The sequence below is a fragment of the Rhizobium aethiopicum genome, assembly GCF_014197535.1.
GTDB lineage: Bacteria > Pseudomonadota > Alphaproteobacteria > Rhizobiales > Rhizobiaceae > Rhizobium > Rhizobium aethiopicum_A.
Genome location: NZ_JACIFV010000015.1, coordinates 74,007 through 97,727 on the forward strand (window position 1 = coordinate 74,007; position 23,721 = coordinate 97,727).

Genomic DNA, 23,721 nt, shown 5'->3' on the forward strand with positions numbered 1-23,721 from the left:
AAAAAGGAGACCGGACATGGCTATCGCCTTCAAGCAAGAAACATTCCGGAACGATTTCAGTTACCGGAACAGTCCGGGGAACATCCGTCGTTTTCCGTTCCCCTTCGACCGCGACGAATACATGTATTCGGTCAACATGGAGCCACATGTGCGCGGCCGGGCGGGAACCGTCTACGAAAACCTGATCGATGTCGACGAGCATTACGTCGCCGAGATGCACGACCGGGCGCTGGTGCTGAAGGAAGATCCGCTGCGCTACCAGGCCCTGCCGCACATGATGAGCGCGCAATGGGACACGCTCGAACTTTTCATGGAAGAGCAGGCGGCGGGTTACCCCGACCATTTCACGCTGATCCGCAACGGCGACCAGTGGCGCTGGATCAACCGTCCGCTCGGTATCGACGACAGCTTCACCTTCGGAGATGCTTCGACGCTGCCCTATGAGCCCTTCGAATATATCACCCGCCAGGCCCAGGGCGATTTCTGCATCGTCGATCAGCGTGACGGCAATCTGTGGATGGATGCCGGCATGGTGACGACGCAGGCCGACTGGTCGCTCGATTTCGACATCGGCATGAACTTCATGGAATGGCACGGGCCGGTGCCGCTCGCCCATCAGATCGGCGTCTTCGACCGGGCGCTGAAATTCCTTCTGAACCTGCAGCAGGGCAAGCCGACGCGGCGCTTCAACTGGACAATGACGATCAATCCGCGGCTCGACACCAGCCCGGAAAACTATCCCAAATGGGGACCTGATCGTACCACGGTGACGCCGGACAATGTCGGCGAGAAGGTGCATCTGCGCGTCGAATTGCAGAGCCTCTGGCGCCTGCCGCGCTCCAACGCCATCCTCTTCGTCATCCGCTGCTACATGATGAACATGGGAGAACTCGTCACCGTGCCGAAATGGGCGCGGCGCTTTCCGCGGGTGCTGAAGACCCTGCCGCCGGAACTCATCGACTACAAGGGGCTGACCCGCTTTCGCGAGACGACGATCGACTGGCTTGCCAAATATGACGACGGGGCGCCGACAAGTCCCGGTATTTATCCGGACTGAGAGAAATGCCTTAACGATTTGAATTTCTGGATGATTTTGGCTCGAGGAGTTATCCAGGAGATGATGCCATATAATCAAGAGGGGAATGCTTCATGACAAGAGTAGCCGTCATCGGTGCCGGTCCGTCCGGGCTGGCGCAGCTGCGCGCCTTTCAATCGGCTGCCCAGAAGGGTGCCGAAATCCCGGAGATCGTCTGCTTCGAAAAGCAATCGGATTGGGGCGGGCTCTGGAATTATACCTGGCGCACCGGCCTCGACGAATATGGCGAGCCGGTCCACGGCAGCATGTACCGTTACCTCTGGTCGAACGGCCCGAAGGAATGTCTCGAATTCGCCGATTATTCCTTCGAGGAGCATTTCGGCAAACCGATCGCCTCCTATCCGCCGCGCGCCGTGCTCTGGGACTATATCAAGGGCCGCGTCGAGAAGGCGAATGTCCGCCATTGGGTGCGCTTCAGCACGCCGGTGCGCATGGTCCGCTTCGATGAGGCCACGAAGAAATTCACGGTGACGGCGCATAACCGCATCGAGGACCGGATGTATGACGAGGAATTCGACTATGTCGTCGTTGCGAGCGGTCACTTCTCGACACCAAACGTGCCCTATTTCGAGGGCGTGAAGACGTTCAACGGCCGCGTCCTGCACGCCCACGATTTCCGCGACGCGCTCGAGTTCAAGGGCAAGGACATCCTGATCGTCGGCCGCAGCTATTCGGCCGAAGACATCGGTTCGCAATGCTGGAAATACGGCGCGAAATCGGTGACGACGAGCTACCGTTCAAAGCCGATGGGCTTCAAATGGCCGGAGAATTTCGAAGAACGGCCGCTGCTGACCAGGCTCGAAAACCGCACGGCGCATTTCCTCGACGGGTCGAGCAAGGAAGTCGACGCCCTGATCCTGTGCACCGGATACCAGCACCATTTCCCCTTCCTGCCCGACGATCTCAGGCTGAAGACCGCCAACCGGCTGTGGGCCGACAGTCTCTACAAGGGCGTGATCTTCGACAGGAACCCGCAGCTCTTCTATATCGGCATGCAGGATCAGTTCTATACCTTCAACATGTTCGACGTGCAGGCCTGGTGGGCGCGAGACGTGATGATGGGGCGCATCACCTTGCCGTCGGAAGAGGAGCTGAAAGCCAATTTCGACATGTGGCGCGCCCGAGAGGAGACGCTCGAAGATGCCGAGCAGATGATCTGGTATCAGGGCGACTATGTGAAGGAACTGCTTGCCGAAACCGATTATCCCTCCTTCGACATCGAAGGCACCAACAAGACCTTCATGGAGTGGGAACATCACAAGGCCCACAACATCATGGGCTTCCGCGATCATGCCTATCGATCGCTGATGACCGGCAACATGTCGCCGACGCACCACACGCCCTGGGTCGAGGCGCTCGATGATTCCATGGAGGAATATCTGCGCAACTGACGAGACGGGCCGCATTGCCGGAGCAGGGTATCTGTCTACTCTGTTCTGGCAATTGCGACCGGCCTTTGAAGCATGTCGCGCAAAACTGTGCAGCGGTTTTGCGATCACGACATGCGTCAGCACAAAGGAGACGGCATAAATCCATCTGCAACTCATCTCTTCGGACGTGGCCTTCATGGATTTTCAGACAAGCATACTCGGGCGCATGAACGGTTTTCTTTACCGCTGCCGCGCCGACGAAAACTACACGATGCTCGAGATGACCAACGGCATCGAGCGCATCTTCGGTTACCCGGCCGACGAGATCATCGGCAATCGCGCGCGGACCTTCACCTCGATCATGTACGAGGAAGACGTGCCTTTGATGGACGAGGTGGTCGGGCAGGCGCTGGAGAAGCGGACGGACTGGACGATGGAATACCGCATCCGCCACGCCAAGGGCCATCTCATCTGGGTGACCGAGACCGGTGGCGGCATCTGGGACGAGAAGGGCGAGCTTCTCTATCTCGAGGGCAGCATCATCAATATCGAATCGCTCTATCAGCGAATCGACGAACAGACCGCCGACATGCGCGTCACCGCCTCGAAGACCAACGAGATCCTGCAATCGCTGCGCTACCTGAAGCTGCTCGCCGTCAATGCCGGTATCGAGGCGGCCCGTGCCGGCACGGCAGGGTCAGGCTTTGCCGTGCTTGCCGCTGAGATGCGCACCCTCGCCAACTCTTCGGAGGAGGCCGCACGCGCCATTTCCAACGCGCAACGCAAGCCGGATTGCTGAGCGCTACGCGAGCAGCGGCAGATTCGCGGCTCACGTCGATAGCCCGCATTATTAACCGTCCCGCGCGAACTGCAATATCGTGATTTTCCAATGATTTGCAGAAATCCTTCGGGTGAAGAACCTCATCGCATTATCGGTAATGTTAGGGCCGCGTTAACTTTTTGTTAACCATACTAGCGCTACACATGGTCAACGATTTCTTCACATAGATGACCAAAGTGCTAACAGACGCTCGCTCTATCCGCATCAAGGGCCGCTCTTTCCTGGCGGTCATGCTGTCCCCGGACCTGCCGATCGATGATTGGTTGACCAGACTGGACGATCTGGCTGCCCGTTCGGCCGGCTTCTTCCTGGGTCGGCCTGTCGTTCTCGATTTGACGGACCTGCAAATCGACCGGCCGCAGCTGAAGGACCTCATCGCCGAACTTGCCAAGCGCAATGTCAGCATCATGGGGATCGAGGGCGCCCGGCCCTCGATTCTCGGCGCAGGTATGCCCCCTGCGCTCAAAGGCGGCCGCTCCGCTTCCGATATCGAGGTTCAGGCGAATGAGCCTGCCGATCCGGTCAGCAAGCCGGCAACGCCCGAGATCCGTCCGGCGACAACGCAATCCATCGTCATCAGGGAACCGGTGCGCTCGGGGCAGTCGGTGATCTTCCCGGAAGGCGACGTCACCATCGTCGGCTCGGTCGCCTCGGGCGCCGAGGTGATCGCCGGCGGCTCCGTCCATATCTATGGTGCGCTGCGCGGGCGAGCCATGGCAGGCTCCGTCGGAAATGCATCGGCGCGGATCTTTTGCCGCAAGCTCGAGGCCGAACTCGTCGCAATCGACGGCATCTACAAAATGGCGGAAGACATGGCCCCCAATCTTCGTGGACAGGCTGTTCAGCTCTGGCTCGAAGAGGACGCGATCATGGCGGAAAAACTGATCTGACCCGGCTACGGCCACGGCAAAGGAGAGAGAAATGGGGAAAGTGATCGTCGTCACGTCAGGTAAGGGCGGGGTCGGAAAGACGACCTCGACCGCCGCATTGGGAGCGGCGCTGGCGCAACGCAATGAAAAGGTCGTCGTCGTCGATTTCGACGTCGGCTTGCGCAATCTCGACCTCGTGATGGGCGCAGAACGGAGGGTCGTCTACGACCTGATCAACGTCATCCAGGGCGACGCGAAGCTCACCCAGGCCCTGATCCGCGACAAGCGGCTGGAGACGCTGTTCCTGCTGCCGGCCTCTCAAACCCGCGACAAGGACAATCTGACGGCCGAGGGCGTCGAGCGCGTCATCAACGATCTGAAGCGCTACTTCGACTGGATCATCTGCGACAGCCCTGCCGGGATCGAGCGCGGCGCGACACTTGCCATGCGGCATGCCGACGTCGCTGTGGTCGTTACCAACCCGGAAGTCTCGTCGGTGCGCGATTCCGACCGGATCATCGGCCTGCTCGATGCCAAGACCGCCAAGGCCGAACGCGGCGAGCGGATGGAAAAGCACCTGCTGCTCACCCGCTACGACGCCAACCGCGCCGAGCGCGGAGACATGCTGAAAGTCGACGACGTCCTGGAGATCCTGTCCATTCCGCTGCTTGGCATCGTGCCTGAGAGCATGGACGTCCTGCGCGCCTCCAACATCGGTGCGCCGGTCACGCTGGCGGAAAGCCGCAGCGCGGCTGCGATGGCTTATTTCGATGCCGCTCGCCGGCTCGCCGGCGAAACCTTGCCGATCACGATCCCCGAGGAAAAGCGCAATCTTTTCGGCAAAATCTTCGGACGGAGGGCAGCATGAATATCTTCCGTCTTTTCAACAAGCAGAGAACGGCACCCGCCGCCCGCGAACGCTTGCAAGTGCTCCTTGCGCACGAACGCTCATCGGCAGGATCGGACCTTGTTTCGCTGCTGCGCGAGGAAATCCTTGCGGTCATCGCAAAGCATGTCGAGCTCGACCACGACAAGGTGCAGGTGACGATCGATCGCAACGAGTTTGTCTCCACGCTTGAGATCGATGTCGAAATCCCGCTGAACGCGGCCGTGCAGGCAGCTTGAGGGCAAGATTCAGGAGGACGGCGGTCGCGCTGACGATCGGCGTCTCCTGATCCGCGAAGCAGGCGCTACGAGCGCGGCCGCGTCTTCTGCGGGTCGTAATGCGACAGCGGCACGATTGTCGCCGGCAGGCGCTTCTGGTGGCCGTCGAGCTTCCCGATCTCGACTTCAGTGCCCGGGCTTGCATGCATCACGTCGATGCGGGCGAGCGCGATTGTCTTGCCGAGAATAGGCGAGCGCGTGGCGCTGGTGACGACACCGACTTGGGCGCGGCCGATATGGATGCAGTCACCATGGCCGACCGCCTCGTTGGCCTTTATGTCGAGGCCGACGAGCAGATGGCGCGGGTGCTCCTTGCGTCGGATCAGCGCCTCGCGGCCGATGAAATCGTCCTGCTTGGATTTCAGCGGCACGGTGAAGCCGATGCCGGCCTCGAACGGATCCGTCTGGTCGGTGAATTCGTGATGGGCAAAGATCAGACCCGCCTCGATGCGGACCATGTCGAGTGCCTCCAGCCCCATCGGCTTCAGCCCGTGCGGTTGGCCTGCTTCCCAGACGGCATCGAAAACCGTCAGCGCATCCTTCGGATGACAGAAGATCTCGTAGCCGAGCTCGCCGGTATAGCCCGTGCGCGAGATCACCACCGGGGCACCCTCGAATCCGCCGATGCGACCGACGGTGAAGCGGAACCATTCGAGCTCGCCGATCGCGGGCTGGCGCGGCGCCGTCCAGATGATTTCCTTCAGGATATCGCGGCTCCTGGGGCCTTGCAGCGCAATATTGTGCAGCTGGTCAGTCGACGATCGTACCCAGGCCTTGAAACCCTTCTTCTCGGCTTGCTCACGCAGCCAAATGCCGCTGAAATCATCGCCGCCGATCCAGCGGAAGTTCTTGTCGCCGAGCCTGAAGAGCGTGCCGTCATCGATCATGCCGCCATTTTCGTAGCACATCGCGGAATAGACGACCTGGCCGGTCGAGAGTTTGCGCACGTCGCGCGTCAGGCAGTATTGCAGCAGTTCCTCGGCGTCCGGACCCGTCACCTCGAACTTCCTCAAGGGCGAGAGATCGATGACGGCGGCGCGCTCGCGACAGGCCCAGTATTCCTCGACCGGACCTTCGGACGAGAAGCGGTTCGGCAGCCAGTAGCCGCGATATTCCGTATAATCTCGCGTCAACGCCGAGAGGCGGGGATGGAAGGCGGTTTCGCGCGTCAGTTCGGCTTCGGCATCTGGGGTCATGCGATAGGCTACCGCTCGTGAGAATTTCTCTTTTCCGGAAAAGGTGCGGACGTGGATATCCGTCGGATCCCAGCCGTTCGCCGCATCGATATCATCGGGGCAGGACGATGAGACGCAGACGAGATCGGTCAGCGCCCGCATCAGCACGTAATCGCCGGGACGCGACCAGGGCTCGTCGAGATAGAGCTGGTTGTTGTGGTCGATATTGGTGTTGTAGAAATAGTTCAGCGCTTCCCAGCCCTTGCGCCCGGCAATGCCGTAAGGCGCCAGCGCCGCGTTGAAATTGTCCGTGCAGTTGACGTGGCCGGGATAACCCATGTCGTCGTAATAGCGTGAATTGCAGGCGGTCGCGAAAGCGTCGTGGCGGCCGACGGTATCCTGGACGATCTCGACCAGCGGCTCGAAATCCCGGTCGAAGGCCTTGGAAGGCAGGCCCGGCATCGGATAGCTGCGGCCGAGCAGCGTGCGGGTGACGGTCGAATCGAGCGCAAGATCGAGGCCCTTGTCGACCTTGCGTGCGGCAAAGGCCTGGAAATCGGTGCACTGGCGCCCATAGACGTCGATGATCTGGATGAATTCACCCGCGCGCACGAAATAGGCGGCTGCGCTCGCCGCCCGGATGCGGATATCCTCGATCGGATCGGCCGCCGGTTCCGGCAGGGCGGCAGCATAATCGCGGATCAACAGGCTGCGCTTGATGCGGATCTCAATCGGCGTCGCCGTATCCTGTGCCTCCGGCGACATGGCGCCGGCGGGTGCCGCAACGATCAGCAGACCCTTCATGGCAATGGTGAACTCCGCCTGGCTGCCCGGCGTCGATCCTGCCCCGAAGATGTGGAGCGCTCCGGCCCCTGCGAGATCTGCGCCGCGCCGCTGAAGTGCCGCGCGCGTGCGGACAGCACTCTCATCCTCCGCCTGAAGAATGGCCTTCAAACCCTCGGCTGAATTGCTGAATGCCGTTCCGAGACCGGCTGCCTGGAAGCGACCTTTTTCGTCAAGGAAGGAGAGCTCACAAATCTGCCCGCCTTCGCTGTCGATGACGCTCACGCGGTCGCCCGCCTCCACGCGCACGACGACCGATCCGCCACCCTTTGCCCGGTAGCGTTCAGTGCCCTCCGGCAGGGCTGGAATCCCGGGATAACGGACGAGGCTCGGAACGACCGTTCGGAGCCCTGGCATAACAGGATGAAGTTCTCGCATTCTACCCTCTTGGGGGATCGGCATGCCCTTCGGCATACGCCCACACAGGTTACAAAATGCCTGTGGAAAGTAAAGTCATGTTGACTAAAAAGAAAATATCTTCACTATGCATCAAGAGTTCAGACTCGGAGAATCCGTCGGGAGTGCGGATCGCAAAAATCATCCGAGCGGGCTTGAGACTGTCAGGGAGACACGCTCAGGGAGACGTACAGAGATACGTCCGGAACAATCGAATGGGGAATTTCGCCGATGACAGATGTTGTGGAGGCCGGAATTGCATCCGGCACCGAAGGTAAACTTATACGCGCACTCGACTGGAAGGGCGCATTCTGGGTGGCTGCGGGCGTGCCGCCTCTCGTTCTCTTCTCCATCGGCGGCATCGCAGGCACGACCGGCAAGCTCGCCTTCGTCGTCTGGATCATCTCGATGGTGATGGGTTTCCTGCAATCCTTCACCTATGCCGAGATCGCCGGCATGTTCGGGAATAAATCGGGCGGGGCCTCCGTCTACGGCGCCACCGCCTGGCTGCGCTATTCGAAATTCGTCGCGCCGCTGTCGGTCTGGTGCAATTGGTTCGCCTGGTCGCCGGTGCTTTCACTCGGCTGCGCCATCGCCGCCGGTTACATCCTCAATGCATTCTATCCAATTCCGGCAGCCGATTCGCAAATGGTCCTCGACTGGATCGCCGCGCATGCCGCTTCCGTTACGGCCGACAGCCCCCGCGTCGCCGAATATATTGCAGCCCATGCCGGCACGACGCCTGATGATGCCGTCAAGGCGCTGCTCGGCGCCGACGGCGTCGCGGCGCTTACGCCGGCGATCCGCAGTTGGTCGCTCGCAAGCTTCAGCATTCCATACCTCGCCACCGCCAACATCAACGCCACCTTCTTCATCGGCGGCATCCTGATGCTGATCATCTTCGCGATCCAGCATCGCGGCATCTCGGAAACCGCAAGCGTGCAGAAGTGGCTGGCGATCATCGTGCTGGTGCCGCTGCTGATCATCGGCCTCTACCCGATCATCAGCGGCCAGGTCGTCGCCGCCAACGTCACCGGCCTCTTGCCGCCGACGGCCGCCTATACTGCCTCCGACGGCACCTGGAGCAACGGCGGCTGGACGCTCTTCCTCGGCGGTCTCTACATCGCCGCCTGGTCGACCTACGGCTTCGAGACGGCCGTCTGCTACACCCGGGAACTGAAGAACCCGAAGACCGATACCTTCAAGGCGATCTTCTATTCCGGCCTGGCCTGCTGCCTGTTCTTCTTCCTGGTGCCATTCGCCTTCCAGGGCGTTCTCGGCCATGCCGGTATGCTCGCCCCGGGCATCGTCGACGGCACGGGCGTTGCCGAAGCGCTCGGCGGCCTGATCGGCGCCGGCCGGGTGATCACCCAGCTGCTCGTCGTATTGATGATCCTGGCGCTCTTCCTCGCCATCATGACGGCGATGGCCGGCTCGTCGCGCACGCTCTACCAGGGTTCGAAGGATGGCTGGCTGCCGAAATATCTCGACCATGCCAACGAGCACGGCGCCCCGACGCGGGCCATGTGGACCGACTTCGCCTTCAACCTCTTCCTTCTGGCGATCGCTTCGGATGCCGGCGGCTATTTCTTCGTGCTTGCCGTCTCCAATGTCGGCTACATCATCTTCAATTTCCTGAACCTCAATTCCGGCTGGATCCACCGGATAGATTCCGGCCATATCGAACGCCCCTGGAAGGCGCCGAGCTGGCTGATCGGCCTCAACACCGTGCTCGCCTTTGTCAACGCGCTCTTCCTCGGCGCCGGCGCCAAGGTCTGGGGTTACTCCAATGCGCTCTGGGTCGGCTTCATCTTCGCCGCCCTGATCCTGCCGGTCTTCGCCTATCGCCACTATGTGCGCGACGGCGGCAAGTTCCCGGCAGGCGCGATGGAGGATCTCGGCCTCATCGGCCAGGATCTCGGCGTCAGGAAAGCCGGCATGCTGCCCTATCTCGCACTTGTCGGCGGCCTGGCAATCGTCCTTTTCGCCAATTGGTTCTTTCAGCTTCCGGCTTAAAATCGCCTCCCAAGCAGAAAAGCCGCCAAGCCGCCATGGAAACATGGCGGCTTTTTCATGCGCTGATTCTTTGATTTGATCCGATGAGGGTCAGCCGATCCGACCTAGGGGCAAACCCATTCTACCACCGTCAGACAATGGTCTCGCCGCCGTCGACGACGAGAATCTGCCCGGTCATGTAGGACGAGCGGTCCGAGACCAGGAAGAGAATGGGCTCGGCGATTTCGGAGACATCAGCCCAGCGTCCGAGCGGCACCTTATCGGCGACATAGGCCTCGATCGCGCCGCGGCCGCCCATCTGGGCGATGAAGGGTTCGTTGAACGGCGTATCCACCCAGCCCGGGCAGAGCGCGTTGACGCGGATGCCGAACCTGGCGTAGTCGCCGGCCATCTGCCGGGTCATCGCGATGACCGCATGTTTCGTCGTCGTATAGGCAATCATCTCGCGATCGTAGAGTACGCCCGACGAGGAAGAGGTGTTGAGGATGACGCCGCGGCCCGCCTTCTTCATCAGCGGCATGACGAAGCGAGCCGCCATGAAATGCGCTCGGACATTCAGGCTCCAGGACCTGTCGAAACCCTCGACGGCCACCTGCTCCAGATCGCCCGCCACCTGTGCGCCGGCGTGATTGTGGAGGATGTCTATCCGGCCGTGACGTTCGGCGACCGCAGCGATGCCGGCTTCGAGTGCCGTGTCGTCGGTGACGTCGAGAACAAGGCACTCAGCCCTGCCGCCGGCGGCCTCAATCCGGCCGACGGTTTCGGCGGCACTGGCGGCATTCAGGTCGGCCACGACCACGAAAGCACCTTCTCCTGCCATGATCAGCGCGCCGGCCTGGCCGATGCCCGACCCCGCTCCGGTGACGATCGCGACGCGATTTTCAAGAATCATCGGTGTTTCCCGTTCAGTTTGTTGTTTTCTCGCGCATCAGAAAGCGCGCGATGAGGATCAGTCCCAGCGATGCGACAAGCACCATCGTGGCGATGGCGTTGATCTCCGGTGTCACGCCACGACGGATCGAGGCGAAGACATAAATCGGCAGTGTCGTGTTCGAGCCTGCGACGAAAAAGGCGATGATGAAATCGTCAAAGGAGAAGGTGAAGGCGAGCAGAAAACCTGCCAGGATTGACGGCAGGATCTGCGGCAGCACGATCTGGCGAAAAGTGGTGAAAGGCGTGGCGTAAAGATCGCTCGACGCTTCGACGATGTCACGGCCGAGGCCGGCGATGCGTGCTTTGACGATCATTGTCACCAGCGCCATGGTGAAGAGGCCGTGGGCGGCGATGATCGAGCCGTAGCCGAGCGAAAGCTTTGGCGCTTGGTCGCCTGGCCAGACGGCGGCGATCAGTGGATTGACGAAGCCGAAGACCTCGACCAGAGCCACCAGCGTCGCAATGCCGATGACGACGCCGGGAACGACGATCGCCGCAGCGAACAGCCCGTCGAAGACCGCTCGCGCCCGGGCGCCGAGCCGCTCCATGCCGATCGCCGCCATCGTGCCGAAAATGGCGGCCAGCCCGGCACTGGTAAAGGCGATGGCCAGGCTGTTCTGCAGCGCTTCCATCAGGAAGGTGTTGGCGAGCGCCTTACCATACCATTGCGTCGAGAAGCCGGTGAACTCGCTGGCATTGCGGCCGGCATTAAAGGAGAACAGCACGACAAGCACGATCGGCGTGTAGAGGAACAGGTAGACTGCGGTGACCAGCGCGCGCATCAGACGAGATCCACCTGGCGGGTACCGGCAACACGCCAGGCGATGCGCATGGCGATCAACAGCACGATGACGACGACAACGACGAGGGTGACGGCGATTGCAGAGCCGAACGGCCAGTTGCGCGACTGCAGGAATAGGTCGACCAACGCATTGCCGATGAAGAAGACTTTGCCGCCGCCAAGCAACTGCGGGATCAGATATTCGCCGAGCAGCAGGATGGTGACCAGGGCGATGCCGGTCATCACGCCTGGAAGCGACAGAGGCAGCGTGATGCCGAAAAAGGTCGAAAGCGGCCGCGCGCCGAGATCGGCGGAGGCCTCCAGAAGGCGGCGGTCGAGCTTTTCCAGGCTGACATAGATCGGCATGATCATCAGCGGCAGGTAGCCGTAGACGATGCCGAGCAGCACGGCGCCCGGTGTGTTCAGAAGCCTGACATTTTCGATGCCGACCACCTCCAAGAGATGCGGAATGCCGCGCGCGCCTAAGATGTACATCCAGGCGTAGGTGCGCACGAGAAGGCTCGTCCAGAAGGGCACGACGACGAGGGAAACCAGCAGCAGCCGGTATTTGGCGCCCGCCTTGACGGCCAGGTAATAAGCGACCGGATAGGCGACGAGCAGGCAGGCGAGGGCGCCGATCGGCGCAAGGATCAGCGTGTTCTTGAAGGCTGCGGCGCGCGAACCGAGATTGGCAAACTGCGCAAAGGTAAAAGCCGCCTGATACCCACCTTCGGGCGCCCGCTCGCCGAAGGCAAAGACGATGATGGCGATGAAGGGCAGCACCAGGAACACGAACAGCCAGATGCTGGCCGGACCGACAAGAGCCGCGGTGACAAGGCGCCGATTGGTGGCAGGAGCAAAAGGCATCGAAAGGTTCTTTATCCGCCGATTCTAAGCACGAGACCGGCCCCTCGCGCCAAGGCGGCGGGGCCGGAGTTGGGAACGGCGATCAAGCCGACTTGAAACGCGCCATCAGCTCCGCCCGGCCGGGATCGGTCAACGTCACCGCCGCGCCGAATTCCAGCGGCGTCAATGACGCCTCGTCCGGATAGACGATCTTGTTCGCTGTGATCTCCTTCGGCAGCAGCGCGATGACCCGGCTGTCGGTCGTCGGCGCACCATTGGCGATGTGCTCCTTGACGGCATTGGCCGGATCCATGAGGTAGTTGAGCAGCGCGTAACCCGCCGCCTTGTTCGGCGCGTCCTTCGGGATCGCGTAATAGTCGGTCCAGATCTCGCCGCCGTCGGTGCCAAGCACATAGGCGATCTCGGGAACGTCACGGTTGAGCTGCGCCCCGTCATTGGTCCAGCACATGGTGAGCCAGGCGTCGGTGGCGCGCATGGCCGGTTGGTAGTCGCTGTTGATGGCGAAAAGGTGCGGTTTGACTTTGATCAGCAGTTCCTCGGCCTTGGCGAGTTCGTCCGCCTTGATCGAATTGAAATCGTAGCCGAGCGACACCAGTGCGCTGCCGATCGTCGTCAACTGATAGTCGTGCACCATGGCGCGGCCGTCGGCTTCCGTCTGGGCGATGTCAAAGAAGTCCTTCCAGCTCGAAAGCTTGGTCTTGATCTTCGCGGTATTGACCGAGAACCCGGTCGTCCCCCAGTTCTTCGGCACGGCATAGGTCTTGCCGTCGATCATGCCCTCCTTGGTGAAGCGCGGATTTTCCGTCGCTTGGCTGAAATTCGGGATCTTGGAGAGATCGAGTTCGTCGATCAGGCCGAGCTTGTGGTGGGTGGAGATCGTGTAGTTGGTCGGCACGAAGAGCGACCAGCCGGAGGCGCCCGCCTGGAGCTTGGCCAGCATTTCTTCGTTGGAGCCGAAGACGTTGACCTCGACGGCAACGCCGGTCGCTGCCTTGAAATTCTCGAAGGTCGCAGGATCGTGGTAATTCGGCCAGGTGGCGATCGACATCTGGGTGCCGAGGTCCTCGGCGTAAGCGGGCGTCGACAGCGCACCGGGGAAACGCGATAGCACCGCGGTCGCAAGTCCGAGGCCGGTGACACCGAGGAAGTGGCGGCGGCTGACCGAGCCGCGCTTCAGGCGCATGAACTCGTCCATGAAGCCTTCAGGGGTAATAGGCAGATGATCCTTGTAGTCCTTGCTCATGATGCTGTTCCCTTGTTCTGGTTTATGCATTCGATGCTGAAGAAACTTGGGCCGAAGAAACCTCGCCTGGAAAGATGTGGGCCATATCGGGATCGAAGCCGAGGAAGACCGCTTCACCCGGCTCGACAAGATCGCTCTCATTCATGCCGCGCCGGTCGGCGGTGACGAGGAAATCGCCGAGACCAGGAACGGTGACGGCATATTCGGCCGAGGAGCCGAGGAAGATGCGGTGCGTGACCGTGCCGGCAAAGGACGTGCTGCCGGCCGCAGTCCGCGTCAGCCGGATCGCCTCGGGACGGATCGCAACGATGACCTCGCCCGTCGCAAGGCCGGGCCGGGCACTGGCCGCAAGCGCCGAACCGTCGCCAAGACGCAGCGTCGTGCCGCCGGCTTCCATCGTCGCACCGATCCGGTTGGTCTTGCCGACGAAATCGGCGACGAAAAGATCGGCCGGGCGGTCGTAGACCTCCTGCGGCGTGCCGAGCTGACGAATGCGCCCGGCGCTCATGACGCAGACGACGTCCGCCATCGACAGCGCTTCTTCCTGATCGTGGGTGACGAGCACGAAGGTGATGCCGAGCTCGCGCTGCAGCGTCTGCAATTCGATCTGCATGGCCGAACGCAGCTTCTTGTCGAGCGCGGCCAGCGGCTCGTCAAGCAGCAGCACCGAAGGCCGGTTGACGATCGCCCGCGCCAAGGCCACCCGCTGCTGCTGGCCGCCGGACATCTCGTGGATGCGCCGCTTGGCGAAACCGCCGAGCCGCACCATCTCGAGCGCCTCAGCCGCGCGGCGATTTATTTCAGCCGCCGCAATCCTTGGCCGCATCTGCCGCAAGCCATAGGCGACGTTCTGTTCGACGTTGAAATGCGGAAACAGGGCATAATGCTGGAACACCATGTTGACAGGGCGGCGATAGGCCGGAACGCCGTTCATCTCCCGCCCGTCGATCAGCACGGCGCCCTCGCTCGGCTGCTCGAAGCCGCCGATCATGCGCAGACACGTGGTCTTGCCGCAGCCGGAGGGGCCGAGCAGAGCGAGGAAAGCGCCCTTCGGTACATTCAGGTTTATGTCGGTCACGGCGGTCACCGCGCCATAATTCTTGGTGACCGAACGGAATTCGATATCGTTCGTCGAAGCGGATGCCACGCGTCTGTTCCCTGCGGTTGGTTGGTAAGGGCAGTCTAGCGCTGCCTTTTTGCCACCGTCGTTGGGGAAAGAGTAAGCCGGGGCCCTCGGCGCGGTATATACCCCGAAAGAGGTATTCTGCCTCACATCTCTTCGTGGAAGGTGTATATGAAACTTAGCGTATTCCGGCTGAGACTGTTTGGGGAGGCTATTGATGAGCATTGATCTCGAGGCGCTGTTTCAGGCTTTCGACGTCACCGTCGGAAAGCCCGCCATGGCGGATGCGGAGTTTGGAGAGACGTTCCGCCGGATGATGGCGGCGCTGGTGCGCTTCGATTATGTCGTGGTTTTTGCCTATCGCGGCAAGGAGCGGCCGATCGATCTCTACAGCACCTTCGATCCAGACGAAAATGTCGTTTTCGTCACCCTCTATCAGGTCGGTCCCTACCTACTCGATCCGTTTTACCATACCGCCCGCGCGCGCCGCCCGGGCGTCTTCCGCATGCGCGAGCTGGCTCCCGACCGCTTCTTCTCCAGCGAATATTACCGGAGCTACTATGTCCAGACGGGACTTGCCGAGGAGATCGGCTTCTTCGTGACACTCGACGACGACATCACCGTCGTGCTGTCGCTGATGCGCCGGGAAAAGACTGGCCCGTTTCCGCAGGCTGAATTCGCGCTTCTGAAAAAGGCCGAACCTTTGGTGGCGAGCCTTGTCCGGCATTTCTGGCCGGGGCTCGGCGCCCGCTTCGACGCGCAACGCGATGCCGGCTTGCGAAAGGGGAGGAAAAGCGGTGCGGCGGCGCAGGCGCTGCAGCCGGCCGACACTGTCTGGCGCGACCTCAAGTTGACGAGCCGCGAAACCGCGATCGTCGATCTGGTATTGCAGGGACATTCGTCGGAATCGATCGGCCTCAGGCTCAACATCTCGACGGGCACGGTGAAGGTCCATCGCCGCAACGTCTACCGCAAGCTCGGCATCTCCTCGCAGACGCAGCTTTTATCGATCTACCTGAAGACATTGGGCAGCACGGGCGACCGACCAGCAGCCCAAAGCACGAGTCGATAAGCCTCAACTCGGACAGCCTGTCCGCTTCGGCATGAAGCAGACAGGCTTCGTTCAGTTGCGGCCGGAGGGCTCAGCGGCCGCCTTCGATCTTGCGGTGGCGCTGATTGGTGCCGCCCTTGCCATAGGGATAGTCCAGAGGTTGCGGGGCGCTGACCTCGTTGAGCCTCACCATCTCCTCCTTGGAGAGCTCGACCTTCATCGCGCCGAGGTTGTCGGCGAGCTGTTCGGGCGTGCGGGCGCCGAGGATGACCGAGGTGACGGCCGGCTGCGCCGCCGTCCAGGCGAGCGCTACCTGCGCCATGCTGACACCGCGGGCTTTGGCGATCTCCTCGACCGCGCCTATGATCGCCCAGGTGCGTTCCTGAGCGTTGCGCGGCGCATAGGATTCGCTGCCGCGATTGGGGTTCTCGCCAAGGCGGGTGGCGCCGGTCGGCATCTCGTCGCGCTTGTACTTGCCGGTCAGCCAGCCGCCGCCGAGCGGCGACCAGGGCAAGAGGCCCATTCCTGCATCCTGACAGGCCGCGACGATTTCGAGCTCGATGTCGCGCGCCAACAGGCTGTATTGCGGCTGTAGCGTCACCGGACGCGTATAGCCGCGCGCCTTGGCAATCTCAGACGCCTTGGCGATGTGCCAGCCGACGTAGTTGGAGAAGCCATAATAGCCGATCTTGCCTGATGAAACCGCATCGTCGAGGAAGCGCAGCGTCTCCTCGATCGGCGTCAGCGCGTCCCAGGCGTGCATCTGATAGAGGTCGATCTGTTCGAGGCCGAGGCGGCGGAGCGAATCGTCGAGCGCCTGGCCGAGATGGCGGCGCGACAGGCCGATATCGTTGGGACCGTTGCCCATCGGAAAACGCCCCTTGGTGGCGACGATTGCCTGGCGTGCTTCGGTCGGACGCGCCTTCAGCCAGCGTCCGATGATCTCTTCCGACTTGCCGGCGCTGTAGACGTCGGCGGTGTCGATGAAATTGCCGCCCCAGGCGAAATAATCGTCGAGCAGCTTGTGCGAGGCCGTTTCGTCAGCCTCCGCGCCAAAGGTCATGGTGCCCAGGCAATAGGCGGTGACGACGGTCCCGCTCGGACCGAGCTTGCGATAATCCATGTCTTCCTCCTCATGCGGATACCCGCGGCCGACGCGCAAAATCGTCGGGTAGAAGCCGGGGCTCCTGCAATCAATGACAATATCGTGCTTGAAGCGGCCTCTGCCGCTGGATGAGGTACAGCGCCCCGGGCTGGGTAGCGCGGGGGCGAGGGCAGAATAACCAATCCCATCCGTGCGACAAGTGGGAAAAAATATTTCCGCCTGCCGTCGCGGCCGGCAGCCGCTATGGATTTCCCGACGACGCGCCGACGATCCGGTCGGCTGCGGCAACGCCGGTCTCGTAAGCGCCATGCGCGGTCGAATAACGCGAGCGCGAACAGGCTTCGCCGGCAAAGAAGATCCGCCCGTCATGCGGCGCGGCGAGCACCTCGCGCAGATCGGAGGCGCCCGGTTGCGCATAAGAATAGGAGCCGCCGATATACGGCGTCGCGGCCCAGGCCGAAATCGCCGCGACAGACAACTGCTTGCGGATGTCAGTGCCGAATTGTGCCGCCAGCTCATCCGCGGCGAAGGAAAAGGCAGCCTCCGACCCCGCCCGCTCCAGATCATGGGCGAGATCGCCGGCAAAATAGGCTTCGATGACTGGAGCGCCGAACGGCCGCAGCTGATAAGTGCCGGTCGCACCGCGACTGGTCGAGCCGAGCATATGCGTATCCACCGGCAGCGCCTCCGGATCGGCGAGGCTGAGGAAGAGCTTGTCGGCGAGCCCCAGCGGCAAGCGAGCTGCCGCTTCGATCTTGTCGGGCAGGGGAGGGTCGAAGGCGATCCTGCCGGCGGCAAGCACATTCGTCGAAACGGTGACAATCACAGTCCGGGTGGTGATCACTCCCTGGTTCGTCTCGATGCTGATACGGCCGGCATGGCGGTGATCGACGCGCATAGCTTCGACGCCGAGCTTTGACCGGACCGGCGCGCCATAAAGCGAGATCAATGTTCCGTAGCCCTGCCGCACACGCCAGTCGGGACCGGCGCCGGGATCATATCTGTTGTAGTCGGCGATCGACGAGCGCTCCAATTCTGCGCCGGTGATGTAAGTGCCGATCGCCCGGATCTGGCCGTTCCAGCGACTGCCGGGCAGGAGCTTTGCTGCCAGGTCGCTATCGTTGCCTTCATGGCTTTCGAGGCGTTCGAAATAAGCGCCGATCGCCTGCTGCGCGGCCTGGGTCTCCGCATCGTCGCGCCGAAGCCGCCGGCCGCCGTTCCAGGGCGCCGGCGAGCGGTCGACCGTCAGTCCGACCTCGCCGGCAATCGCCGTCCAGGCATTGGTCCGCGCCCCGTGCAGCCAGCCGCAACCGAGATCGAAACCCAGATCGCCGGTTCCGGGCAGCCCGACCGTCCAGGCTCGGCCACCCAGACGATCGCCGGCTTCGAGCAGGAGGACGGAAAGACCGGGACGGATGGCGAGCAGGCGGCGGGCAGCGGCAATACCGGCAGCACCGGCGCCGATGATGACGACGTCTTCGTCGGCGTCCTTGATGTCGTCACGAGGCATGGTTTCTCCTTCCGCCGCTGACACTCAGCTAAACTTTCCTGTCCATGAAAGGCAAGGGCTGGGCATGGCGCGCCGCGGGCGATGGATTCGCCCGCGCCTCCGTGACATACAAGTCCCATGAGCGTGCACAGAGATTCGCAACTCGACATGTTTGCCAAGGCGTCGCCCGCGATGGCCGAAGCACGCGGCCCGGCGCGCCGGCGGCCGTCACCGCCAGCGGCCCGCTGCGATGAAGACATGGCGCGCGCACTTGAGGAGAGCGGCAATTATCGCATCCTGAGGAAACTCGCCGCCCGGCCGGTCGCGGCAGCGAGACGGCCGGGGTTTTCACGGCTCGGCGTCATCGTCGATACGGAGACGACAGGGCTCAACCACCGCAGCGACGAGATCATCGAAATCGGCGCGGTCGCCTTCACCTTCAACGATGACGGCGCGGTCGGCGATGTGGTCGGCATCTATGGCGGCCTGCAGCAGCCGTCCAGGCCGATCCCGCCCGACATCACCAGGCTGACCGGGATTACCGACGTCATGGTCGAAGGACAGATCATCGACATGGCGTCGCTGAGTGCCCTGATTGAACCGGCGGACCTCATCATTGCCCACAATGCCGGGTTCGACCGGCCGTTCTGCGAAGCCTTCTCACCCATCTTCGCCGGCAAGGCCTGGGCGTGCTCAGTTTCGGAGATCGACTGGAGCGCCCGCGGTTTCGAGGGCACGAAGCTCGGTTATCTCGTCGGCCAGGCCGGCTATTTCCACGAAGGCCACCGCGCGGTGGACGATTGCCACGCGCTCCTGGAGATCCTCGATCGACAGCAAGGCGACGGTGAAAGCCCCTTCGCCGAGCTTCACCGCGCCAGCCAACGCTGCCGCATCCGCATCTTTGCCGAACACAGCCCGTTCGAGATGAAGGATCATCTGAAGGCAAGGGGCTACCGCTGGTCTGATGGAAGCGATGGCCGCCTGAAATCCTGGTGGATCGAAGTCGGCGAAGACGATCTCGGTGACGAGCTTTCCTATCTGCGTTCGGAAATCTATCGGTGGAAGGAGGCCGATCCGCCGATCGTCCGGCTGACGGCCTTCGATCGCTTCAAAGCCTGACGCCGGCTGCTGCCCGTCAGAACCCATGCATCTGTCGCATAGGTGCAGTGAAGCATTGGCGCTGCAACAATCAATGGTCCCGTATTATATACAGCGCATCGAAGCAAACGAAGCGCCAAGGACTGGCAGCTAGGCTTCGAAAGCCCAAGGAAAGGGGATCATCATGAACGTAGCACGCTCTTTCAACAATTGGCGCAAGTACCGTCAGACGGTCGCTGAGCTGGGCCGTATGTCCACGCGCGAACTGGACGACCTCGGCATCGGCCGCGGCGACATCCGCAACGTTGCGCGCGCAGCCATCGCCCGCTAACAGCCAGACAGACCACCATTTTCGAGACTTGCCCAGCGCCTGCTTCCTCCCGAGCGGGCGCTTTGCTTTTTTGCTTGCCCGTCAGATGGCGAGCTGCCCGCTTTTCGCATAACGCATAGCTGCCCTGCAAAGAAATGCCTATCATCTGAGCAGGAAATAAGTATGATTATTTCATCGAAGCGATGCACCTCCTCCCGCATCCCTTCGAACATGCAGGCGCCCCATCCTCCTCCCAGGGTCGCTTGCGGGAACGGCAGCACTCCTCCTCCCAGCTGTCGTTCGGTTTTTATCGAAAGCCTGCCGCACCTCCTCCCGCGGCAGGCTTTTTTCGTTTTGGCCGAGGAATGTCCGGCCACGCCGAAGGCGGCCGCTTGCGATCGCTTCAAGTCTGCTCAAGCGAGTACCGGACAAACCTGTTGACACTAAACTTGTCGTACAACTATGTAACCAGACGGATACCGCCGCAGCGGAAGACGCCTGATAGACCGGCCTTGCGCAATAGCGACGATGCGTGACGACAACGAAGCTGAAGGAAAACTGACATGCAGATCGACGTGAGGCACGCCTCCCATCCCGAGGCCGTGCGCGCATACGACACCGAAACGCTGCGGCGTCACTTTCTGGTCGAGGCCGTCTTTGCGGGCGGTGAGATCCGGCTCACCTATTCCCATTACGACCGGATGGTTATCGGCGGCGCCACGCCGCTTGGCACCGCGCTGACGCTGACGGCGCCGACGGCGATCGGCCAGGAAACCTTCCTTGCCGAGCGTGAACTCGGCGCTCTGAACATTGGCGGCGCCGGCCGCATCATCGTCGACGGCGCCAGCTACGACCTTGCCAAATATGATTGCCTCTATGCCGGCAAAGGTGCCAAGGACATCCGGTTCGAGAGCGCCGATGCCGCCGATCCGGCGAAATTCTATCTGGTCTCCACGCCGGCGCACCAGACGCACCCGACCGTGCTGCTCACCCGCGAAAAGGCGCGCCACCTGACGCCGGGCGAAGCCGCGACTGCCAACAAGCGGTCGATCTACCAGTTCATCCATCCGGAAGTCTGCCAGTCCTGCCAGCTCACCCTCGGCTTCACCATGATCGAGGCGGGCAGCGTCTGGAACACCATGCCGGCTCATACGCATGACCGGCGCATGGAAGCCTATCTCTATTTCGATCTCGAATCCGACCAGCGTGTCTTCCACTTCATGGGCGAGCCGCAGGAGACCCGGCATATGTTGGTCGCCAACGAGCAGGCGGTGATCTCGCCGCCCTGGTCGATCCATTCGGGCGCCGGCACCAAGAATTACAGCTTCATCTGGGCGATGGCCGGCGACAACAAGAGCTTCACCGACATGGATCATATCGCCATTGCGGATCTGAGGTGAGCACCGTGGCAAATCCCTTCGACCTCTCCGGCAGGACCGCCGTCGTCACCGGCGCCAATACCGGCATCGGCCAGGCCATCGCCGCCGCCCTGGCCGAGGCCGGCGCATCGATCGTCGCGGTCGGGCGCTCTTCGATGGAGGAAACCGAGGCGCTGGTGCAGCAGGCCGGAAGCCGTTTCCATGTCATCAAGGCCGATCTCGGCACCATCGAGCCGGTCAAGGGGATCATCGCCGAGACGATCCAGACCTTCGGCGACCTCGACATTCTCGTCAACAATGCCGGCATCATCCGCCGTGCCGATGCGCTCGACTTCACCGAGGAAGATTGGGACGCAGTGATCGACGTCAACCTGAAGACGGCCTTCTTCCTGTCGCAGGCGGCCGGCCGTCACATGGTCGAGAAGGGCAGGGGCAAGATCATCAACATCGCCTCGCTGCTCTCCTTCCAGGGCGGCATCCGCATCCCGTCCTACACCGCCTCGAAAAGCGGGCTTGCCGGGCTGACGAAGCTGCTCGCCTGCGAATGGGCCGGCAAGGGCGTCAACGTCAACGCCATCGCGCCGGGTTATTTCGTCACCAACAACACGACGGCGCTGCGTGAGGATGCCGATCGCAACGCCGCCATCCTGGCCCGCATTCCGGCCGGGCGCTGGGGAACGCCGTCCGAACTTGGCGGTGCCGCCGTGTTCCTGGCATCGCCGGCATCCGATTACGTGCACGGGACGGTGCTGCCGGTCGACGGCGGTTGGCTGGCGCGGTGATCGTTTTCGCCGACTGACGAAGCACAGAGTCTCGACTCGCGTCGTCTTTGCCTTTCCGGTCGGCATGCGCTAGCAAAAGCATACCGGCCGGCGCAGCCGCCCCGAAAGGCAGGATTTGACAAGGGATGACGGACAAGGACAACGCGCTCTTCAGCACCATTCGGCAGCCATCGAACCTGCGCAGCAACCTTGCCGATACGCTGACGGCGCAGATCGAGTCCGGCGACCTCAAGCCCGGCCAGCGGCTGCCGACCGAACAGGCGATCATGGCGGCAACCGGCGTCAGCCGCACGATTGTGCGCGAGGCGCTCGCCACCCTGCGCGCCAAAGGACTGATCACCACGCACCAGGGCCTCGGGGCCTTCGTCTCGGACGATCCGACACCGAGATCCTTCTCCATCATTCCCAATGATCTGCAGTCGATCGATGAGGTTCTGCGGGTGCTGGAACTGCGCATGGGGGTCGAATATGAGGCGGCCGGTCTTGCCGCGCTGCGGCGCACGCCGGAAGATATCGACCGTATGCAGGACCGGCTCGATGCTCTCGACAGGGCGCTGGAAGAGGGTGGATACGGCGCAGAGGAGGATTACGCCTTCCACCGGTCGATCCTGGTCGCGACGCAGAATTCCTACTACGGCCGCCTCTTCGATACATTCGGCAACCTCATGGTGCCGCGGCAATGGGCGCGCTTGGACAAGATGACGGCTGCGGAGCGCAAGCGCCATGCCGCTCGCATGCGCAGGGAACACCATGCCATATTCACCGCGATCCGCGACGGCAACGAAGCGGCGGCGCGGCGTGCCATCCGCAGCCATCTGTCGAAGAGTGCTGCGCGATTTGAAGAACTGCGCGACGCGACCGGCCTGTCCTGAACGTTCGCATCTTGAGGGCGTTGCGTGATTTCCCCGCTGAATAACGCAAATGACGAAAGGCGTTACATGACGCCCTCGTCAGATAGCCAAATCCGCAATTGGCCGACCGGCTTGAAACCCAGTTTCGTCATTTCGTCTAGTGGTTCATCACGCTCGTATCCGACAAGCGGCAGATCGGGTGAAAAGGCGACAGTGGCCAACGAGGTGGCATCCCGGAAGACCTGCGGCGTGCCAGCCAAGCTAAAGATATTGGAGATTCCGACAGCCTCGGGTGATCGATTTACGATGCAGCCGGCGTCAAAGCCGTCACCGGCCCATCGGCCATAGATATGTATGTCGGGATCGGAAAGCAGAGCCAGTGTGAAGACGTTGGCATCTGTGGGGCTGCCCGACTCTTTCCACGAATATTCCCAGCGCTCCAGGGCCGCCCCGTCGCGAATGCGTGCCCAATCTTGCGGCGCATGCGCTGAAATTCTGTGAGGTTCAGCCCAAATCCATGATGCGGAGAACAACAACCGGAACCCTTTGCCGACGAGATCGAGCCTGGAAAACCCGTCTTTGAAATCCGGGCGCCGTCCCAGCCGATCTGTCAGCCGATCGATTTCAACCAGCTGTTCCTCCGTTGCATCCGGGTCGAGTGTCGTCATGCTGGAATAGTATGGCGGTGCGATCGCGTCGCTTGACCAAAATGCGCTGGTGCGTTGATCAGGCAGTCCATGGGCACGGAAAACCGCCTGATACAGATCTGCATTGTTAGCGGCACAAATACGCGCCTTTTCGGCATCGGAACGGGCCGTGTGTTTCAGGATTTTGCTTTGTGAGGAGTTGTCTATCATAAGAAACTCTGTTGCTCGGGCGGCGCGGAATCCCCCATTCTGCGAGGGAACACGGGGCCACATAGGATGCTCTCCAGCCGTT

General features: G+C 61.9%; 22 protein-coding genes. 13 read left to right on the forward strand and 9 right to left on the reverse strand.

Going from position 1 to position 23,721, the window contains the following annotated elements:
- Positions 1 to 16: 16 nt before the first annotated feature.
- From GGD53_RS19735 to minE, 6 genes are all read left to right on the forward strand, one after another.
- Positions 17 to 1,057, forward strand: a complete 1,041-nt coding sequence (locus tag GGD53_RS19735; protein WP_184458569.1) for a heme-dependent oxidative N-demethylase family protein — start codon at positions 17 to 19, stop codon at positions 1,055 to 1,057.
- Positions 1,058 to 1,149: 92 nt separating this feature from the next.
- Positions 1,150 to 2,487 (forward strand): NAD(P)-binding domain-containing protein, encoded by a 1,338-nt coding sequence (locus GGD53_RS19740; RefSeq protein WP_184458570.1) that lies wholly within the window; start codon positions 1,150 to 1,152, stop codon positions 2,485 to 2,487.
- 175 nt (positions 2,488 to 2,662) lie between these two features.
- Positions 2,663 to 3,265 (forward strand): methyl-accepting chemotaxis protein, encoded by a 603-nt coding sequence (locus tag GGD53_RS32180; protein ID WP_184458571.1) that lies wholly within the window; start codon positions 2,663 to 2,665, stop codon positions 3,263 to 3,265.
- 209 nt (positions 3,266 to 3,474) lie between these two features.
- Positions 3,475 to 4,197: a septum site-determining protein MinC gene (minC, locus tag GGD53_RS19750; protein ID WP_184458572.1), complete on the forward strand. Its 723-nt coding sequence runs from the start codon at positions 3,475 to 3,477 to the stop codon at positions 4,195 to 4,197.
- A gap of 31 nt (positions 4,198 to 4,228) precedes the next feature.
- Positions 4,229 to 5,044 carry a septum site-determining protein MinD gene (gene minD / locus GGD53_RS19755; protein WP_064684611.1) on the forward strand — a complete coding sequence of 272 codons (816 nt, stop codon included), beginning with the start codon at positions 4,229 to 4,231 and terminating at the stop codon, positions 5,042 to 5,044.
- On the forward strand, positions 5,041 to 5,301 hold the full coding sequence (gene minE, locus GGD53_RS19760; protein ID WP_011428260.1) for a cell division topological specificity factor MinE: 261 nt from the start codon (positions 5,041 to 5,043) through the stop codon (positions 5,299 to 5,301). Before minD ends, minE begins: the two co-directional genes overlap by 4 nt.
- A 65-nt stretch (positions 5,302 to 5,366) precedes the next feature.
- Here the strand turns inward: minE and GGD53_RS19765 are convergent, their stop codons facing one another.
- Positions 5,367 to 7,736, reverse strand: a complete 2,370-nt coding sequence (locus tag GGD53_RS19765; protein ID WP_184458573.1) for a DUF1989 domain-containing protein — start codon at positions 7,734 to 7,736, stop codon at positions 5,367 to 5,369.
- 249 nt (positions 7,737 to 7,985) lie between these two features.
- Between GGD53_RS19765 and GGD53_RS19770 the strand changes: the two genes are divergently transcribed.
- Complete coding sequence (locus GGD53_RS19770; protein WP_184458574.1) at positions 7,986 to 9,770, forward strand: APC family permease; 1,785 nt, start codon at positions 7,986 to 7,988, stop codon at positions 9,768 to 9,770.
- A gap of 130 nt (positions 9,771 to 9,900) precedes the next feature.
- Here GGD53_RS19770 and GGD53_RS19775 read toward each other — a convergent pair whose 3' ends face one another.
- From GGD53_RS19775 to GGD53_RS19795, 5 genes are all read right to left on the reverse strand, one after another.
- Positions 9,901 to 10,662 (reverse strand): SDR family NAD(P)-dependent oxidoreductase, encoded by a 762-nt coding sequence (locus tag GGD53_RS19775; protein WP_184458575.1) that lies wholly within the window; start codon positions 10,660 to 10,662, stop codon positions 9,901 to 9,903.
- 13 nt (positions 10,663 to 10,675) lie between these two features.
- Complete coding sequence (locus tag GGD53_RS19780; protein ID WP_184458576.1) at positions 10,676 to 11,485, reverse strand: ABC transporter permease; 810 nt, start codon at positions 11,483 to 11,485, stop codon at positions 10,676 to 10,678.
- On the reverse strand, positions 11,485 to 12,351 hold the full coding sequence (locus GGD53_RS19785) for an ABC transporter permease (protein ID WP_184458577.1): 867 nt from the start codon (positions 12,349 to 12,351) through the stop codon (positions 11,485 to 11,487). The genes GGD53_RS19780 and GGD53_RS19785 overlap by 1 nt, the downstream gene beginning before the upstream one ends.
- 82 nt (positions 12,352 to 12,433) lie before the next feature.
- A complete protein-coding gene (locus tag GGD53_RS19790) occupies positions 12,434 to 13,594 on the reverse strand; it encodes an ABC transporter substrate-binding protein (RefSeq protein WP_184458578.1) in 1,161 nt (386 codons plus the stop codon).
- 22 nt (positions 13,595 to 13,616) lie between these two features.
- Positions 13,617 to 14,741: an ATP-binding cassette domain-containing protein gene (locus GGD53_RS19795; protein ID WP_184458579.1), complete on the reverse strand. Its 1,125-nt coding sequence runs from the start codon at positions 14,739 to 14,741 to the stop codon at positions 13,617 to 13,619.
- Positions 14,742 to 14,934: 193 nt separating this feature from the next.
- On the opposite strand from GGD53_RS19795, the gene GGD53_RS19800 reads away from it, so the two are divergent.
- Positions 14,935 to 15,789 (forward strand): helix-turn-helix transcriptional regulator, encoded by an 855-nt coding sequence (locus tag GGD53_RS19800; RefSeq protein ID WP_184458580.1) that lies wholly within the window; start codon positions 14,935 to 14,937, stop codon positions 15,787 to 15,789.
- 70 nt (positions 15,790 to 15,859) lie between these two features.
- Here the strand turns inward: GGD53_RS19800 and GGD53_RS19805 are convergent, their stop codons facing one another.
- Together GGD53_RS19805 and GGD53_RS19810 are read right to left on the reverse strand one after the other, a co-directional pair.
- On the reverse strand, positions 15,860 to 16,891 hold the full coding sequence (locus GGD53_RS19805) for an aldo/keto reductase (RefSeq protein WP_184458581.1): 1,032 nt from the start codon (positions 16,889 to 16,891) through the stop codon (positions 15,860 to 15,862).
- 223 nt (positions 16,892 to 17,114) lie between these two features.
- Positions 17,115 to 18,383 (reverse strand): flavin monoamine oxidase family protein, encoded by a 1,269-nt coding sequence (locus GGD53_RS19810; protein ID WP_184458582.1) that lies wholly within the window; start codon positions 18,381 to 18,383, stop codon positions 17,115 to 17,117.
- 117 nt (positions 18,384 to 18,500) lie between these two features.
- Between GGD53_RS19810 and GGD53_RS19815 the strand changes: the two genes are divergently transcribed.
- The 5 genes from GGD53_RS19815 (at position 18,501) to GGD53_RS19835 (ending at position 22,803) form a co-directional block, all read left to right on the forward strand.
- The gene (locus tag GGD53_RS19815; RefSeq protein WP_184458583.1) at positions 18,501 to 19,481 is read left to right on the forward strand and encodes a 3'-5' exonuclease; all 981 of its coding nucleotides are present in this window, start codon (positions 18,501 to 18,503) and stop codon (positions 19,479 to 19,481) included.
- Between the two features lie 163 nt (positions 19,482 to 19,644).
- Positions 19,645 to 19,791, forward strand: a complete 147-nt coding sequence (locus GGD53_RS19820) for a DUF1127 domain-containing protein (RefSeq protein ID WP_011428254.1) — start codon at positions 19,645 to 19,647, stop codon at positions 19,789 to 19,791.
- A 542-nt stretch (positions 19,792 to 20,333) separates the two neighbouring features.
- Complete coding sequence (kduI, locus tag GGD53_RS19825; protein WP_184458584.1) at positions 20,334 to 21,170, forward strand: 5-dehydro-4-deoxy-D-glucuronate isomerase; 837 nt, start codon at positions 20,334 to 20,336, stop codon at positions 21,168 to 21,170.
- A complete protein-coding gene (gene kduD, locus GGD53_RS19830; protein WP_348647443.1) occupies positions 21,167 to 21,931 on the forward strand; it encodes a 2-dehydro-3-deoxy-D-gluconate 5-dehydrogenase KduD in 765 nt (254 codons plus the stop codon). Before kduI ends, kduD begins: the two co-directional genes overlap by 4 nt.
- A gap of 125 nt (positions 21,932 to 22,056) precedes the next feature.
- A complete protein-coding gene (locus GGD53_RS19835) occupies positions 22,057 to 22,803 on the forward strand; it encodes a FadR/GntR family transcriptional regulator (protein ID WP_184458586.1) in 747 nt (248 codons plus the stop codon).
- A gap of 62 nt (positions 22,804 to 22,865) precedes the next feature.
- On the opposite strand, the gene GGD53_RS19840 is transcribed toward GGD53_RS19835, so the two are convergent.
- Positions 22,866 to 23,639 (reverse strand): hypothetical protein, encoded by a 774-nt coding sequence (locus GGD53_RS19840; protein WP_184458587.1) that lies wholly within the window; start codon positions 23,637 to 23,639, stop codon positions 22,866 to 22,868.
- Positions 23,640 to 23,721 lie beyond the last annotated feature (82 nt).

Bases quoted from the DNA above. Each gene is read 5' to 3' on its own strand.
- GGD53_RS19790 (WP_184458578.1), bottom strand. From the start codon at position 13,594: ATGAGCAAGGACTACAAGGATCATCTGCCTATTACCCCTGAAGGCTTC.
- GGD53_RS19810 (WP_184458582.1), bottom strand. From the start codon at position 18,383: ATGCCTCGTGACGACATCAAGGACGCCGACGAAGACGTCGTCATCATC.
- GGD53_RS19740 (WP_184458570.1), top strand. From the start codon at position 1,150: ATGACAAGAGTAGCCGTCATCGGTGCCGGTCCGTCCGGGCTGGCGCAG.
- minE (WP_011428260.1), top strand. From the start codon at position 5,041: ATGAATATCTTCCGTCTTTTCAACAAGCAGAGAACGGCACCCGCCGCC.
- GGD53_RS19835 (WP_184458586.1), top strand. From the start codon at position 22,057: ATGACGGACAAGGACAACGCGCTCTTCAGCACCATTCGGCAGCCATCG.
- GGD53_RS19840 (WP_184458587.1), bottom strand. From the start codon at position 23,639: ATGATAGACAACTCCTCACAAAGCAAAATCCTGAAACACACGGCCCGT.
- GGD53_RS19820 (WP_011428254.1), top strand. From the start codon at position 19,645: ATGAACGTAGCACGCTCTTTCAACAATTGGCGCAAGTACCGTCAGACG.
- minC (WP_184458572.1), top strand. From the start codon at position 3,475: ATGACCAAAGTGCTAACAGACGCTCGCTCTATCCGCATCAAGGGCCGC.
- GGD53_RS19785 (WP_184458577.1), bottom strand. From the start codon at position 12,351: ATGCCTTTTGCTCCTGCCACCAATCGGCGCCTTGTCACCGCGGCTCTT.
- GGD53_RS19765 (WP_184458573.1), bottom strand. From the start codon at position 7,736: ATGCGAGAACTTCATCCTGTTATGCCAGGGCTCCGAACGGTCGTTCCG.
- GGD53_RS19735 (WP_184458569.1), top strand. From the start codon at position 17: ATGGCTATCGCCTTCAAGCAAGAAACATTCCGGAACGATTTCAGTTAC.
- GGD53_RS19815 (WP_184458583.1), top strand. From the start codon at position 18,501: ATGAGCGTGCACAGAGATTCGCAACTCGACATGTTTGCCAAGGCGTCG.
- GGD53_RS19780 (WP_184458576.1), bottom strand. From the start codon at position 11,485: ATGCGCGCGCTGGTCACCGCAGTCTACCTGTTCCTCTACACGCCGATC.
- GGD53_RS19805 (WP_184458581.1), bottom strand. From the start codon at position 16,891: ATGGATTATCGCAAGCTCGGTCCGAGCGGGACCGTCGTCACCGCCTAT.
- minD (WP_064684611.1), top strand. From the start codon at position 4,229: ATGGGGAAAGTGATCGTCGTCACGTCAGGTAAGGGCGGGGTCGGAAAG.
- GGD53_RS32180 (WP_184458571.1), top strand. From the start codon at position 2,663: ATGGATTTTCAGACAAGCATACTCGGGCGCATGAACGGTTTTCTTTAC.
- GGD53_RS19800 (WP_184458580.1), top strand. From the start codon at position 14,935: ATGAGCATTGATCTCGAGGCGCTGTTTCAGGCTTTCGACGTCACCGTC.
- GGD53_RS19775 (WP_184458575.1), bottom strand. From the start codon at position 10,662: ATGATTCTTGAAAATCGCGTCGCGATCGTCACCGGAGCGGGGTCGGGC.
- kduI (WP_184458584.1), top strand. From the start codon at position 20,334: ATGCAGATCGACGTGAGGCACGCCTCCCATCCCGAGGCCGTGCGCGCA.
- GGD53_RS19770 (WP_184458574.1), top strand. From the start codon at position 7,986: ATGACAGATGTTGTGGAGGCCGGAATTGCATCCGGCACCGAAGGTAAA.